General features: G+C 62.7%; 14 protein-coding genes. 10 read left to right on the forward strand and 4 right to left on the reverse strand.

Annotated elements, in window-relative coordinates:
- The first annotated feature begins 8 nt into the window (after positions 1 to 8).
- Positions 9 to 1,310 carry an MFS transporter gene (locus JQ574_RS15185; RefSeq protein ID WP_249119362.1) on the forward strand — a complete coding sequence of 434 codons (1,302 nt, stop codon included), beginning with the start codon at positions 9 to 11 and terminating at the stop codon, positions 1,308 to 1,310.
- Positions 1,311 to 1,471: 161 nt separating this feature from the next.
- Here the strand turns inward: JQ574_RS15185 and JQ574_RS15190 are convergent, their stop codons facing one another.
- Complete coding sequence (locus tag JQ574_RS15190; RefSeq protein ID WP_212207010.1) at positions 1,472 to 1,921, reverse strand: cupin domain-containing protein; 450 nt, start codon at positions 1,919 to 1,921, stop codon at positions 1,472 to 1,474.
- A 210-nt stretch (positions 1,922 to 2,131) separates the two neighbouring features.
- On the opposite strand from JQ574_RS15190, the gene JQ574_RS15195 reads away from it, so the two are divergent.
- Together JQ574_RS15195 and JQ574_RS15200 are read left to right on the forward strand one after the other, a co-directional pair.
- Entirely contained in the window at positions 2,132 to 3,160 is a 1,029-nt protein-coding gene (locus JQ574_RS15195; RefSeq protein ID WP_212207012.1) for an ABC transporter substrate-binding protein, read from the forward strand.
- A gap of 43 nt (positions 3,161 to 3,203) precedes the next feature.
- A complete protein-coding gene (locus tag JQ574_RS15200; protein ID WP_212207013.1) occupies positions 3,204 to 3,914 on the forward strand; it encodes an NUDIX hydrolase in 711 nt (236 codons plus the stop codon).
- Positions 3,915 to 3,940: 26 nt separating this feature from the next.
- Here JQ574_RS15200 and JQ574_RS15205 read toward each other — a convergent pair whose 3' ends face one another.
- Complete coding sequence (locus tag JQ574_RS15205; protein ID WP_212207014.1) at positions 3,941 to 4,768, reverse strand: FadR/GntR family transcriptional regulator; 828 nt, start codon at positions 4,766 to 4,768, stop codon at positions 3,941 to 3,943.
- Positions 4,769 to 5,024: 256 nt separating this feature from the next.
- On the opposite strand from JQ574_RS15205, the gene JQ574_RS15210 reads away from it, so the two are divergent.
- Genes JQ574_RS15210 through JQ574_RS15235 form a run of 6 tightly spaced genes read left to right on the forward strand, consistent with a single transcriptional unit; the run spans position 5,025 to position 10,650 of the window.
- Positions 5,025 to 6,335, forward strand: coding sequence for an ABC transporter substrate-binding protein (locus JQ574_RS15210; RefSeq protein WP_212207015.1), 1,311 nt, complete (start codon positions 5,025 to 5,027; stop codon positions 6,333 to 6,335).
- A gap of 18 nt (positions 6,336 to 6,353) precedes the next feature.
- Entirely contained in the window at positions 6,354 to 7,121 is a 768-nt protein-coding gene (locus JQ574_RS15215) for an ABC transporter ATP-binding protein (RefSeq protein WP_212207016.1), read from the forward strand.
- A 2-nt stretch (positions 7,122 to 7,123) separates the two neighbouring features.
- A complete protein-coding gene (locus JQ574_RS15220) occupies positions 7,124 to 7,828 on the forward strand; it encodes an ABC transporter ATP-binding protein (protein WP_212000239.1) in 705 nt (234 codons plus the stop codon).
- Between the two features lie 13 nt (positions 7,829 to 7,841).
- Positions 7,842 to 8,723, forward strand: a complete 882-nt coding sequence (locus JQ574_RS15225) for a branched-chain amino acid ABC transporter permease (RefSeq protein WP_192737948.1) — start codon at positions 7,842 to 7,844, stop codon at positions 8,721 to 8,723.
- Positions 8,720 to 9,721, forward strand: a complete 1,002-nt coding sequence (locus JQ574_RS15230; RefSeq protein WP_312014663.1) for a branched-chain amino acid ABC transporter permease — start codon at positions 8,720 to 8,722, stop codon at positions 9,719 to 9,721. Before JQ574_RS15225 ends, JQ574_RS15230 begins: the two co-directional genes overlap by 4 nt.
- The gene (locus JQ574_RS15235; RefSeq protein WP_212207020.1) at positions 9,718 to 10,650 is read left to right on the forward strand and encodes a polyphosphate kinase 2 family protein; all 933 of its coding nucleotides are present in this window, start codon (positions 9,718 to 9,720) and stop codon (positions 10,648 to 10,650) included. The genes JQ574_RS15230 and JQ574_RS15235 overlap by 4 nt, the downstream gene beginning before the upstream one ends.
- Positions 10,651 to 10,687: 37 nt before the next feature.
- On the opposite strand, the gene JQ574_RS15240 is transcribed toward JQ574_RS15235, so the two are convergent.
- Together JQ574_RS15240 and JQ574_RS15245 are read right to left on the reverse strand one after the other, a co-directional pair.
- Positions 10,688 to 10,945: a hypothetical protein gene (locus tag JQ574_RS15240; RefSeq protein ID WP_192737945.1), complete on the reverse strand. Its 258-nt coding sequence runs from the start codon at positions 10,943 to 10,945 to the stop codon at positions 10,688 to 10,690.
- A gap of 102 nt (positions 10,946 to 11,047) precedes the next feature.
- Entirely contained in the window at positions 11,048 to 11,497 is a 450-nt protein-coding gene (locus tag JQ574_RS15245) for an MgtC/SapB family protein (protein ID WP_212207021.1), read from the reverse strand.
- A 786-nt stretch (positions 11,498 to 12,283) separates the two neighbouring features.
- On the opposite strand from JQ574_RS15245, the gene JQ574_RS15250 reads away from it, so the two are divergent.
- Positions 12,284 to 13,846 (forward strand): 2-isopropylmalate synthase, encoded by a 1,563-nt coding sequence (locus JQ574_RS15250; protein ID WP_192737943.1) that lies wholly within the window; start codon positions 12,284 to 12,286, stop codon positions 13,844 to 13,846.
- Positions 13,847 to 14,071: the final 225 nt, after the last annotated feature.

Below are 14,071 nucleotides of genomic sequence, written 5' to 3' on the forward strand. Positions count from 1 at the left end.
ACTGACGCATGATCAAGCCGCGCCGCCCCATGCGCGGCTTGATCGGCGCGACCGCCCGAAAGCAAATGATCCCCGCACAGGACGCAGGCCAATCCGATGAGACCTTGCTGCGCTATGCCGGTTGGCGTGTCGTGCTCGCGTGTTTCCTCATGGCGCTGTTTCTGTTCGGCTTTGGCCTTTACGGTCATGGCGTCTATCTGGCCGAACTGCAGCGTCTGAACGGCTGGCCGGCGGCCCTGATCTCGGGCGCGAGCACGCTGTCGCTCCTGCTTGCCAACATATTCGCGACCTTTACCAACGAACTCGTGTCCCGGCTGGGTGCCAGGCGGCTGGTCTTGCTCGGAATTGCCGCGCTGGCGACGTCGACGACGCTGCTCGCGTTCGCGGCCGCGCCGTGGCAGCTCTATATCGCTTTCGCCCTGATGTCGCTTGGATGGATCGGGATGGGGACGATCGTGAGCGCGACCATCGTAAGCCTCTGGTTCGTCCGCCGCCGCGGTCTCGCGATCAGCCTGGCCTTCACGGGCGCCAGTTTTAGCGGCGTCATCGTGACGCCCTCACTGGTATATTTGATCGAACGGTTCGGCTTTGCCGCCGCGATGCTGACCGGAACAGCGGTCATGGTCGCCGTTCTCGTACCTGTCACGCTCGCCTTTATAGGCCCGCCATCGGCCGGAGGTCCGGCTGATCCGCTGCGTGCCGAAATGCCTTCTGTCCCGAGTGATATTTCGCGCGCAACGCTTGTCCGCCGCGTCGCGTTCTGGACCATCTCGATCCCGTTTGCACTGGCGCTCGTGGCCCAGATCGGATTTATCGTGCACCAGATCGCCATGCTCGAGCCGAAGATCGGCCGCGCCAATGCCGGTCTGGCGGTTTCGGTGATGACATTCACGGCGATCGCCGGCCGCTTTGGCCTCGGCATGGTCGTCGACCGGTTCGATCCGCGGCGCGTCACCGCTATCTCGATCGTCAGTCAGGCGGCGGCACTCCTGAGCATCCTGCATTTCGATGCGATTCCGATCGTACTGGCTGCCTGCGCAGTATTCGGCTTTTCGGTCGGCAATCTCATCACACTGCCGCCGCTCATCATGCACCGCGAGTTCAGTGCGGCGAGCTTTGTCGTCGTCATGGGGCTGTCGAATGCGATCAGCGGAACCGTTGGCTCATTGGGGCCCGCCTTTCTCGGCGTCGTTCAGAGCTGGAGCGGTGGGTACGAGACGCCGACTGCGCTCTGCATCGCGCTACAGCTGATCGCAGCGGTGATCGTGCTCCAGCGCGGGTCGAGCAGGTCGGTTGAGGCGCCGGGGTAGGGTCTCTCTCGTCGTCCCGGCCTTGGGCTCAGATGCGCAATTGCGCATCGGGGGCCCCATACCGCGTGATCTCTCGATTGAGGGACATCTGGCTGACGCCTTCCGCCAAACGAAAGTCGGTGGCTATGGGTCCGGCGTTCGCCGGGACGACGGTGATACCGTCAGTTCAGAATCTTCGTATCGTCGGGCGCCTGCGGCGGGGTCTTGATCGCGATCGCCTTGATGGTGCGGCCGACAGGCTTGGTGCCGCCATGCGGGGTGCCTTTGGGGATGACGACGAGGTCGCCAGGCTTCACCGTTACTTCCTTGTCGCCAAGCCAGATCGTTCCGGTGCCTTCGAGGATGAACTGAATCTCGTTGGCGTTGGCATGCAGATGCTTCGGCGGGCTGCCATCCTGGATCGCGATGGTCACGCCATCCGCGGAGACCAGCATTTTGTTGCGCATGCCGCCGGCGTTGAGAGGAGACAGCTTGTCCCCTTCGAGATCGCCGGTCGAGATGACCTGCGCAGTGATGTTTTCGGCGGCAAGGGCAGGGCGCAGCAGATGCGTGACGCCGCAGCCGGTGGCAAAGGCGGTGGCGATCGACAAGGTGATGGCGATGCGATTCATGGGTAGTCCTCCCCGGTTGTATTTTCTTGTCAGGCGATGCTACGCCGCGACGGCGGTATTCGCCAGCGCGACGAAAAACCACGCATCTGCGATGGAATAAATCGCAGCGAGCGGCACAGCATTGCAATAATGGCCTCGCATTGTCGCCAAAGCCGCCTTCTCAAGGCCTGTGCACTGCATTATCCTGTCGGCAACCCATCGGAGGAAACCATGAAGAAAATTGTTGGCCGGCTGGCCGGGGCGCTGCTGGCGCTGGTGCTGACCTCAGGCTTTGCCGCAGCGCAAAGCAAGGTCACCATCGCGATCGGCGGCGGCTCCTGCCTGTGCTATTTGCCGACGGTGCTGGCCAGGCAGCTCGGTGAATACGAGAAGGCCGGCCTTGCCGTCGAGCTGGTCGATCTCAAGGGCGGCTCGGATGCACTCAAGGCCGTGCTCGGCGGCAGCGCCGACGTGGTGTCCGGCTATTTCGACCATTGCGTCAATCTGGCGGCCAAGAAGCAGGAACTGGTGTCGTTCGTGGTCTATGACCGCTATCCGGGGCTGGTGCTTGTCGTGTCGCCCTCGCACAACAAGGAAATCAACTCGATCAAGGATCTCGCCGGCAAGAAGGTCGGCGTCAGCGCGCCGGGGTCCTCGACCGACTTCTTCCTGAAATATCTGCTCAAGAAGAACGGCCTCGATCCGACCAGCGCCTCTGTCATCGGCGTCGGCCTTGGCGCCACCGCCGTCGCGGCGATGCAGCAGGGTCAGATCGACGCGGCCGTGATGCTGGATCCGTCGGTCACGGTGCTGCAGGGCAGCTATCCCGACCTCAAGATCCTCAGCGACACCCGTACGCAAAAGGATACGCTCGCAGTGTTCGGCGGCGAATATCCGGGCGGCTCGCTCTACACAACGGCGGCATGGATCAAATCCCACGAGAAGGAAGTGCAGGCTTTGACCACGGCGATCGTCAACACGCTGGCCTGGATTCACTCCCATTCGCCGGAAGAGATCATGGCGAAAATGCCGGAAGAAATCGTCGGCAAGAACAAGGAGCTGTATCTGGCGGCGCTGAAGAACACGATCCCGATGTATTCGTTGAACGGCAAGATGGACCCGAAGGGCGCGGATGCGGTGCTGGCGGTGTTCAGCGAGGGCTCGCCCGAGGTGGCAAAAGCCAACATCGACGTCACCAAGACCTACACCAACAAATATGTCGATCAGGTCAAGAAGACGACGGGATCGAGCACCAAATAACACGTGAAGTCGTGCGTGACGCAATGCTGGAAGTGATCTGGCGATGAATGGCACGACGGCACCGGTCATTCATCGCGTTACCTCGCTCGATCTGCCGGTCGAATCCTGGTCCTGGCCGTTCGCCGCCGCGCGGCGGGCGGAGATCGATGCGCATTTTGCAGAGGCGCAGCGCGACACTCCGCAACTGTGGAACGGGCGTGTGCTGCTCGGGCGCCATCCGGTCTTTGCCGGCAGTCACCTCACGGCCGGCTATTTCGAGACTGATTTCGCGAGCTTCCTGGCCTGGCGTGACTGGGGCTTTCCGGACCGGGACGTGTTCAACGGTTTTGGGATGGGCGCGCTGCGCTGCGCCGACGGCGCGTTCGTGCTCGGCGAGATGGGCCAGCACACCTCCAACGCCGGACGAATCTATTTTCCGTCAGGCACGCCCGACCTCGACGACGTCAGGGATGGCGCGCTCGACATATCCGGCAGCGTGGCGCGCGAGCTCGAGGAAGAAACCGGCCTTGGGCCGGGGGAATACAGGAGCGATCCGGATTGGCATTGCGTCTACACCGGCCCGGCGCTGGCAATGATCCGGCTGTTGCACGTCGATATGTCGGGCGAGGCATTGCGCAGCCGGATCGAGGCCAATCTCGCCTTGCAGCAATCGCCTGAATTGTCGGCCATTCATCTGGTGCGCGGAACGCGCGATCTCACCGACGCGATGCCACGCTTCGTGACGGAGTTCATCGAGGCGCAGTTTACGGCGTAACTGGGATAGGGGTCGAGCGCTTCGTGTTACGACACATGGCGTTTTCGCTTTTTGTTGGCGCCCGCCTTCTTGACGATCGCTGTTTTCGTCGGCGTGCTTGCGCCCGTGCCGGCCAATCGTCGTTCGGCGGCGGTTGCCGTCTTGCGGTTCGACAGTTTGAATTTGGTGTAGCCAAGCACCCGCTCCATCGCGATCCGCGCCTTCTCGGCATCGCCGCTCTCGATCGCGCGTGCGGCCGCGGCATGATTAGGCAGATTGTCCCGGAACCAGCCGGCGCTGCCTATCGCGACAATGAAGACCGTGCTCAGGATGGTGTCGATGGCGCCGCGAAAGCCCTGCAGCACCGGGTTGTGGGTGGCGTCGAGGATCGCGAGATGAAACGCCTTGTCCGCGGCGATGGTGCTGGCCTGGTCCTGCGCGGTTTCCATCGCGGCCAAGGCCGCATTGATCCGCCAGCGGTCGTTCTTGGTGGCGCGCTCGGCGGCGAGCGCGGCGGCCGCCGGCTCGATGATCGAGCGGACTTCCTGGATTGCCAGCAGAAGATCGCGGCCCGGCTCGTCCTTGCCGACCAGCCAGCTCAAGACGTCGCGGTCGAGCAGGCTCCATTCACTGCGCGGCAGCACGTGGGTGCCATGCCGGGGGCGGACGCTGACCAGTCCTTTTGCGGCGAGCGTCTTGATGGCCTCCCGCACCACGCCGCGCCCGACGCCGAAGCGGGTTTCGAGATCCGGCTCCGGCGGCAGGGCCGCTCCGACCGGAATGCGATCCTGCGCAATTTCGCGGCCGAGTGTCGTCAACACGTTGCGAATGCGCCCCGGCTTGACACGCTTGTCGGCGATCCCCCGCTTGGTCACCTCCTTCTCCTTTTGACTTAGAGGATTTGCGATTTGCTAGCATGGGTGATGTATGCTAGCAATCATCCGATGTTTAACATCCGATGATTGTGGGGTTGCGCGCATCGGTTGCGTTGCAGTTGGTATGAGTGCCGAGGTGCCGCGACAGTGTAACCTCGGTTATTGCCTTGACATCACGCGGCGCTACCCGTGTGATGGCGAAAAAGACAAGACAAAAAACAAAAAGGTGCATCGCACCATATATAGGGAGGATTTGATGCCGGGGCATAAGGTTGCGCGCCTGTTTGTCGGGCTGTCCGCCGCAATCGCGGTGCTGGGAATGGCGGTTGGCGCCGAGGCCCAGGAAAAGAAGATCAAGATCGGCGTGATCTACGACCTGACCGGCCCGCTCGCCGGCGGCGGTTCCGAGCTGCAATACACCGGCGCCAAGATCATGCTGGACCATTTCAGCAAGACCGGCGTCGAAGGCTACAAGATCGAGGCGGTTTACGCCGACGCGCAGAGCAAGCCCGATGTCGCCATCAACGAGGCGATCCGCCTCGTCGAGCAGGAAAAGGTCGACATGCTGCTCGGCTTCTTCTCGTCGGCGCAGTGCGTGCCGGTGGCCGCCCGTGTCGAGCAGCTGAAGAAGTTCATGTGGATCACCACCTGCATTTCCTCGGCGGTGCTTGCCGACAAGAACTTCAAATACGTCTTCCGTCCGCAGGCCAGCGGCGATCAGTTCGGCCTGATGACGATGGATTTCATCGCCCAGAACTCCAAGGAGAAATTCGGCAAGGAGCCGAAAGACCTGCGGGTTGCGATCATCCATGAGGACGGCGCCTATGGCGTCGATGTGTCGAAGGGCAACGAGGCGGGCGCCAGAAAGGCCGGCTTCAACGTCGTCCTGAAGGAGGGCTATGCTGCCACCGCGCCGGATCTTTCCGCGCTCGTCACCAAGCTGAAGCGCGGCCGGCCCGACGTGATCTTCCACACCGGCTACAACCCGGACATCACGCTGCTGCTGCGCCAGGCGCGCGAGCAGGGCCTGAAGTTCGGCGCGCTGGTCGGTCATGGCGCGGGCTATGGCGTCTACGAGAAGCTGAAGGAAGGGCTCGGCGGCGACGTCAATTACGTCTTCAACACCGACCCGATCTCGATCTGGCTTGCCAACCAGAAGTCGATGGATCCGAAGCTGCCGCCGATCATCAAGATGGTGGGCGAGGAGTTCGACAAGGCCAAGCCCGGTGTCGCCATCCGTTCCGCCCATGTCGGCATGGCCGCGTCCAACACCTACGTCTTCATGACCGAGGTGCTGCCGCGCGCGATCAAGAAATATGGCGGCGTCGATCCCGAGGCGTTGCGTAAGGCCTCGCTCGAAGTCGATTTGCCGGAAGGCGGCACCATGCTCGGCTTCGGCGTCAAGTTCTACGGCGAGGGCCAGCAGATGGCGGGCCAGAACGAGCGCTCGTTCCCGGTGGTGATCCAGTATGTCGACGACAAGTCGTATGTGGTGTGGCCGAAGAGCCAGGCGCAACGCGAGGCCGTGTTGCCCCTGCCGAAGGGCACCACGTTCAGCAGCCAGTAGGTTAGCGGAGTATCTGGGGTGCTGACGGTGAACGGGTTGGTGAAGCGCTTCGGCGGCTTCACCGCGGTCAACAACGTGTCGTTCCGGGTCGAGCAGGGCGAGATTCTCGGCCTGATCGGGCCGAACGGTTCCGGCAAGAGCACGATCTTCAACATGCTGTCGGGCACGCTGGTCCCGACCGCCGGCTCGATTCTGTTCGACGGCGCGGAGATCGCGGGCGTCGCGCCGCATCGCATCATCAACCGTGGCATCGGCCGCACCTTCCAGATCCCGCGGCCGTTTCACCGGCTCAGCATCTTCGAAAACGTGGCGCTGGCCGGTTACTACGGCCAGGGCCGCCACAGCCGCGCCAAGGCCAATGAGGCTGCCGAAAAGGCGCTTCATATGGTCGGCCTGACCACCGATCGCCATGCCACTGTCGACGGCCTCGGGGCCGCCGGCCTGAAGAAGCTCGAGCTTGCGAAAGCGCTGGCGACCGGACCGAAACTTCTGCTCGCCGACGAAAGCCTCGGCGGCCTCGACGAGAAAGAGATGGATGCTGCGGCGGACATGCTGCGCAAGATCCGCGACGAACTCGGCATCACCATCATATGGGTCGAGCACATCATGGGCGTGTTGATGCGGGTGGTGGATCGCGTCATGGTGCTCGATCATGGCGAGAAGATTTCCGAAGGCTTGCCGAGTGCGGTGTCGAGCGATCCCCGCGTGATCGAGGTCTATCTCGGCACCGATGCGGATTCGACTCTGGCCGCGGCCGGGGAAGCGCGCCGGCGGGCAGGGGACTAGGCATGCTCGAATTGAAATCGGTCGATGCGGGTTACGGCACTTTCCAGGCGTTGTTCGGCGTCAGCCTCGACGTCAAGGCGGGCGAGGCGGTCGGCGTGATCGGCCCTAACGGCGCCGGCAAGACCACGCTGATGCGGGTGATTTCCGGCCTGATCCGGCCCACCAGAGGTTCGATCTCGATGGAAGGCACCGACGTGCTGGCGACGCCGGCGCATCGCATCGTCAGCCTCGGCATCGCCCATGTGCCGGAAAACCGCCGGCTGTTTCCGCGGCTCACGGTCGACGACAATCTGAAGATGGGCGCCTACATGGAGGGCGCCCGCGCCAAATATGCCGAGCGGCTGGAATTCGTGTTCGACCTGTTTCCGCGCATGAAGGAACGCCGCAGCCAGATGGCGGGTACCATGTCGGGCGGCGAACAGCAGATGTGCGCGATCGGCCGCGCGCTGATGTCGAACCCGAAACTGCTGCTGCTCGACGAGCCGTCGGCGGGTCTGGCGCCGGTCGTGGTTCAGCAGGTGTTCGAACTGGTGAAGCGGATCCGCGCCAGCGGGTTGACGGTGTTGATCGTCGAGCAGAACGTGCAGCAGGTGCTAAAGGTGGTCGACCGCGCCTATCTGCTCGAGGCCGGTAGCATCCGCGCATCCGGCACCTCGGCGGAGATGATGAACAACGACACCATCAAGCAGGCATATCTCGGCGTTTAGGACGGGCAAAGCGATGCAGGGATTTCTTGATATCTTCGACATCTATCTGCTGGAGGCCGTGGTCAACGGCATCCTGCTCGGCGGGGTGCTGGCGCTATTGGCGCTCGGGCTCAATTTGATCTTCGGCGTCATCGACGTGACCTGGATCTGCTATGCCGAGCTGGTCATGATCGGCATGTACGGCATGTACTATCTGGTCCAGTTCTACGGCCTGCCGTACTGGGCGGCGGCGCCGCTGACCATCCTGCTGGTGGCGCTGCTGGGAGCAGCATTGCACTACATCGTGATCGCGCCGCTGCTCACCGCGCCGCCGATCAACCAGTTGCTCGCCACCGGCGGCGTGCTGTTCATCCTGCAGAGCTTTGCCACCGTCGCCTTCGGCATCGACTTCCGCAATCTCGGCATCCGCCTGCCGGTGCTGGCGCTCGGCGAGATGCACTTCAGCTATTCGCGGCTGTTGTCGTTTGCGGCAGCCCTGATCGGCATGGTCAGCGTCTATTTCTTCATGACCCGCACCTATACCGGCACCGCGATCCGCGCCATCTCGCAGGACCGCCAGATCATGTCGCTGATGGGCGTCGACACCAAGCGCATCTACCTCGTCACCTCGGCGCTGGGCGGCGCGCTGGCGGGGCTGGCTGCCTGCCTGTTGGTGCTGCAATACGACGTGCATCCCTTTGTCGGCCTGTCGTTCGGGCCGATCACCTTCCTGATCTGCGTGCTCGGCGGGCTCGGCAACTTTGTGGGCGGCTTCATCGCCGCGTTCGTGTTCGCCGAGATCATTTCGCTCGGCGGCCTGTTCTCCGACCTCGAATGGGGCTATGTGCTCGCCTTCGCCTTCTTCATCGTCATGATGTTCATCCGGCCCGCCGGGCTTTTCGCGAGGCGCTCGTGAACACACGAACCATCACCTGGGCCGTCGGGCTGGCGGCGCTGATTGCGCTGCCCTTCGTCTATCGCGACCCCTATCATCTGCACATCCTGGTGCTGATCCTGATCTGGTCGTTCGCCTACACCTCGTGGTCGATCATGGGCCGCTTCGGCCTGGTGTCGCTCGGCCATGGCGGCTTCATGGGCGTCGGCGCCTATGTCACGGCGCTGCTCTGGAACCATCTCGGCGTCTCGCCGTGGATCGGCATCCCGCTCAGCATGGTCGCGGCTGGCGTGCTCGCGGTCATCGTCGCCTATCCCTGCTTCCGCTTCCGCATCACCGGGCATTATTTCGTGCTGGTGACGCTGGCGCTGTCCGGCATCGTGCTGCAGGTCATCACCGCGACGCGCGACTACACCGGCGGCTCGCTCGGCTACACGCCGAACCGCACCAAGGGCAGCCAGTTGCTGGCGCTGCAGTTTGACGACAAGACGACGTGGTATCTGATCGCGCTGTTCGTCTGGGTGGTCGGGCTTTTGATCTGGCAATGGGTCGACCGCAGCATGAGCCGCTACGCCATGGAGGCGATCTCGGACGATGAGGACGCGGCGGCCGCCGCCGGCGTCAACGTCACCTTCGAAAAGCTCAAGATCACCATCATCAGCGCGCTGATGACGGCGCTGGCGGGCGCGCTGTACTGCCAGTACCAGATGTTCATCTCGCCCGACACGGTCAGCGGCATTGCGGTGTCGCTGCAGATGGTGTTCGCCGTCATCGTCGGCGGCGTCTACGTGTCGTTCGGGCCGACGGTCGGCGCCATCATCACGATCCTGCTTGCCGAATTTCTGCGCATCTGGTTCGGGACCAAGGCGGTGGGCTGGGACAATCTGGTCTACGGCGTGCTGCTGGTGCTGTTCATCATATTCCTTCCCAAGGGCATTCTTGGTAGCGTCATCGATCGTTTCAGGACGCAACCCAGGAAAGCCGTGACGAAACCCGTGGCGAAGCCCGCAGCCTCATGAGCACGAAACCCCAGCAGCCGCTGAGCGATGCCTTAAGGCCTTTCGTTGCCCCGTTCCGCATTGACGGAACAAACGAGTTTCACCTGAAGTCGCACAAGACCAGAGAGAAGGGCGGTCTCGACAAGGAAAAGGGCGAGAGCATCATCGAAGCCAATCGCAAGCGGCTGAGCGAGTTTCAGGAAAAGCTTTACGCGCAGGACAATTGGTCGCTCCTGCTGGTGTTTCAGGGCATGGACGCCGCCGGCAAGGACTCGGCGATCAAGAGCGTGTTCGACGGCATCAACCCGCAGGGCTGCGAGGTCACGTCGTTCAAGCAGCCATCGACCAAGGAGCTCGACCACGATTTTCTCTGGCGCAGCATGATCGCGCTGCCCGAGCGTGGCCGGATCGGCATCTTCAACCGCTCCTATTACGAGGAATGCCTGGTGGTGCGCGTGCACACCGAGATTCTCGGCAAGCAGAAGATTCCGAAGAAGCTGGTGACCAAGAACATCTGGCGCGAACGGTTCGAGGATATCTCGGCCATGGAGCGTTACCTCGCGCGCAACGGCACGGTGATTCTGAAGTTCTTCCTCAACATCTCCAAGGAAGAGCAGCGCGAGCGCTTTCTCGCCCGGCTCGAGGAGCCTGCCAAGAACTGGAAGTTCTCGGTGGCCGATATTGCCGAGCGCAAGCTGTGGGCAAAGTACCACGCCGCCTACCAGGATATGATCCGTCACACATCGGCGCGCCACGCGCCATGGCATGTGGTGCCGGCCGACCACAAATGGTTCGCCCGCGTCGTGATCGGCTCGACCATCGTCAGCGCGCTCGACAGGCTGGATTTGCGTTTCCCCGAGGTCGACAAGGCCGACCGCAGCGAGTTCAAGCAGGTGCGTGAGGCGCTGCTGGCGGAAGGCAATGGCGGGGCGAAGGTTGCGAAGAAGTAGGATGGGTTTCGCGCCGCTCTACCCATCCTACTGACCCTCAATCCCGACCGCCCTCCAGGCCATACTCCCGGTAGATCGTCTCCGGGTCGGTTTGTGGGAACAACCGGCACTTCGCCTGAGCCAGATGCAGACCCTCGCTACCGGGGGCGCAACCGGCAATCAGGAGTTTGCGAAGATCCTCCATATGGGGTCGCGGCTGAATCTTCTCCGGAAGCTGTTCGAGCGCGACCAGGGCCGTGGCGAGTGCCTGGGTCACTACCCACTCGTCATGGCCCGTAACCCCCTTCTTTGGCATGAGACAGCCTCCCGTCGGATCGGTACCCGGCAGCTTACGTCCATAATCCGGCTTTACGCAAAAGTTGAGGCAGCGGCTAACGCAACAAAGCACTGTTAGCTGTTAGGTCCGATCGGGCTTGCCGCCTTCGCCTTCATCGCTCTCGTCCTTGACGAGCGTCAGGAGGCGCAACGTCAGGAAGGTAAAAATGGCAACCGTGACGGCGACGTCATAACTGCCGAGCCCGACGGAAACGCCGATCGCGCCGGTCGCCCACAGGCTTGCCGCGGTCGCGGTGCCGTGAACGGAACTGCCCTGTTTGAGAATCGCGCCGCCACCGATGAAGCCGATGCCGGTAATCAGCCCTTCGATGACTTTCGCCATGCCGTCGGGGGAGTGCACGAGCAGGTTTTCGCTGGCCTGCACGAAGCCGCAACTGGCCAAAGCGACGAGCGGAAAGGTCCTTAAGCCGGCGCTGCGCGCGCGCTTCTCGCGATCCCAGCCGATCGGCGCCGCGAGCGCGAAGGCGGCGGCCAGCGCAAGAAAGTGACTGCCGATCTGAAACCTGTCCAAATGCGCGCCTCGTCCATGAACCGATCACCGGTCATACAGTCGGCATCCACGCATCACCATGCGGCTTTAAGCGCTCAGGGATGGTGGAACAAATGTGACATCAGCGTAACGCGTATCCGCTCCGCTCAACCCCGATGCTGCGGTTGCGTGATCGCGGACGTTTGGATGTGCAGCTGCCGGACCGTTGTGAGCGTTGCAAACAGAACCGCAAGGCCAAAGGCCGCCAGCAAGGTCAGCAGGAGAAACCGAGGGCTCATGCGCCGCTCCATTTTACAAATCTCCACCCTGGCAAGAGATGGTTCGCGCGGCCTGGCTTTCAACCCGGCGCGACGACGGGGAAGGGGGGAGCCTACACCTCACGGCTGCGTGTCCGGGGAGGCTGACGGCAGGACGCCATTTACCCTGCCGCGCTTTTGCCCCGTTAGGTCACCCATCCTGACCATCTTTTGGCATTGCGGCCGGCCATATTTCTCGTCTAGAACGGCCATGGAACGTGGTCCCGGCAACGAACTGTCAATGGTTTTGGCTAAGGATTTCGTCTCCTCAAGGGTCTGGCAATGCTGATTCGCAGCGAAAATGTTGGAGTTCAGGGTGGAGCGGCCTCGGCCGTTCGTGCTCCCGCGATTCCGGCTGCGTCCTTGCCCACCCTCCTTATTGGCGGGCTTCTGCTTCTTATCGGCCCCTGAGGGCCGTCTGGGCGGTTGCGCCTGGGCACTCAGGGGTTGCGTGAGACCAAGGAACCCTTCGGCGCCCAAAAAACGGCGCACCACCCAAAGGAAGTTGCAGATGACCACAGCCAATAAGTCCGAGAAGGACCGCGTAATCGTATTCGACACCACCTTGCGCGACGGCGAGCAGTGCCCCGGCGCCACCATGACATTCGAGGAAAAGATCGAGATCGCCGAGATGCTCGATGACATGGGCGTCGACGTCATCGAGGCCGGTTTTCCGATCACCTCCGAAGGCGATTTCCAGGCCGTCAGCGAGATCGCCCGCCGCTCCAAGAACTCGGTCATCGCCGGTCTGTCGCGCGCCAATCCAAAGGACATCGACCGCTGCGCCGAAGCGGTGAAATTCGCTCGCCGCGGCCGCGTCCATACCGTGATCGCGACCTCGCCGCTGCACATGCGCGTCAAGCTGAACATGACGCCCGAGCAGGTGATGGAGCTCTCGATCGCCAACGTCACCCGCGCCCGCAACCAGATCGACGACGTCGAATGGTCGGCCGAGGATGCCACCCGCAGCGAGATGGACTATCTCTGCCGCATCGTCGAGGCTGTGATCAAGGCCGGCGCCACCACGGTCAATATTCCCGATACCGTCGGCTACACCACGCCCGAGGAATACACCCGCTTCATGCGCACGCTGATCGAGCGGGTGCCGAATTCCGACAAGGCGGTCTTCTCCGTGCACTGCCACAACGACCTCGGCATGGCCGTGGCGAATTCGCTGGCCGGCATCGCCGGCGGCGCGCGCCAGATCGAATGCACCGTCAACGGCATCGGCGAGCGGGCCGGCAACGCCGCGCTGGAAGAAGTCGTGATGGCGATGAACGTCCGCAACGACGTGTTTCCGTGGTGGAACAAGATCGATACCACAATGCTGACGCGGGCCTCGAAACTGGTGTCGGCGGCGACCTCGTTCCCGGTGCAGTACAACAAGGCGATCGTCGGCCGTAACGCGTTCGCCCATGAAAGCGGCATCCATCAGGACGGCGTGCTGAAGGACGCCTCGACCTACGAGATCATGCGCCCCGAGATGATCGGTCTGAAGAAGTCGTCGCTGGTGCTCGGCAAGCATTCCGGACGTCATGCCTTCGTGCACAAGCTGGAAGAGATGGGCTACAAGCTCGGCGCCAACCAGCTGGAAGACGCGTTCGTGCGCATGAAGGCGCTGGCCGACCGCAAGAAGGACATCTACGACGAGGACATCGAGGCGCTGGTCGACCAGGAAATCGCCAACTCGCATGACCGCATCAAGCTGACGTCGCTGACGGTCATCGCGGGCACCCATGGGCCGCAGCGCGCCACCATGAAGCTCGACATCGGCGGCCAGATCAAGATCGAGGAAGCCGAAGGCAACGGTCCGGTCGATGCGGTGTTCAACTGCATTAAGGCGCTGGTGCCGCACGAGGCCAAGCTCGAGCTGTACCAGGTCCACGCCGTCACCGAGGGCACCGACGCGCAAGCCGAGGTTTCCGTTCGGCTCGCCCATGAAGGCCGCTCGATGACCTCGAAGGGGTCAGATCCGGATACGCTGGTGGCTTCGGCAAAAGCCTATCTCGGCGCGCTCAACAAGATCGTCATGAAGCGCGAGCGCGACATGCCGTCGTCGGCCGTGGCGAGCTGACGGCGCTAATTGCGCCGTCATTCCGGGCGCGAAGCGAACCCGGAATCTCGAGATTCCCCGGTGCGCAATTGCGCACCTGAGGTTCGATGCTTCGCATCGCCCCGGAATGACGATGAAAAACCAAACGCGGCGCCTTTGGCGCCGCGTTTTTGCGTTGGGTGCTCGGGTTGAGCGCCAGTGGCGCGCTGCTACCGTGACTCCAATCACAGCGCAAACATCCGGTTT

It is taken from the genome of Bradyrhizobium sp. AUGA SZCCT0158, from assembly GCF_018130065.1.
Classification (GTDB): domain Bacteria; phylum Pseudomonadota; class Alphaproteobacteria; order Rhizobiales; family Xanthobacteraceae; genus Bradyrhizobium.

Coding starts and splice junctions, on each gene's coding strand:
- JQ574_RS15185 (WP_249119362.1), top strand. CDS start 9: ATGATCAAGCCGCGCCGCCCCATGCGCGGCTTGATCGGCGCGACCGCC.
- JQ574_RS15190 (WP_212207010.1), bottom strand. CDS start 1,921: ATGAATCGCATCGCCATCACCTTGTCGATCGCCACCGCCTTTGCCACC.
- JQ574_RS15195 (WP_212207012.1), top strand. CDS start 2,132: ATGAAGAAAATTGTTGGCCGGCTGGCCGGGGCGCTGCTGGCGCTGGTG.
- JQ574_RS15200 (WP_212207013.1), top strand. CDS start 3,204: ATGAATGGCACGACGGCACCGGTCATTCATCGCGTTACCTCGCTCGAT.
- JQ574_RS15210 (WP_212207015.1), top strand. CDS start 5,025: ATGCCGGGGCATAAGGTTGCGCGCCTGTTTGTCGGGCTGTCCGCCGCA.
- JQ574_RS15220 (WP_212000239.1), top strand. CDS start 7,124: ATGCTCGAATTGAAATCGGTCGATGCGGGTTACGGCACTTTCCAGGCG.
- JQ574_RS15225 (WP_192737948.1), top strand. CDS start 7,842: ATGCAGGGATTTCTTGATATCTTCGACATCTATCTGCTGGAGGCCGTG.
- JQ574_RS15235 (WP_212207020.1), top strand. CDS start 9,718: ATGAGCACGAAACCCCAGCAGCCGCTGAGCGATGCCTTAAGGCCTTTC.
- JQ574_RS15240 (WP_192737945.1), bottom strand. CDS start 10,945: ATGCCAAAGAAGGGGGTTACGGGCCATGACGAGTGGGTAGTGACCCAG.
- JQ574_RS15250 (WP_192737943.1), top strand. CDS start 12,284: ATGACCACAGCCAATAAGTCCGAGAAGGACCGCGTAATCGTATTCGAC.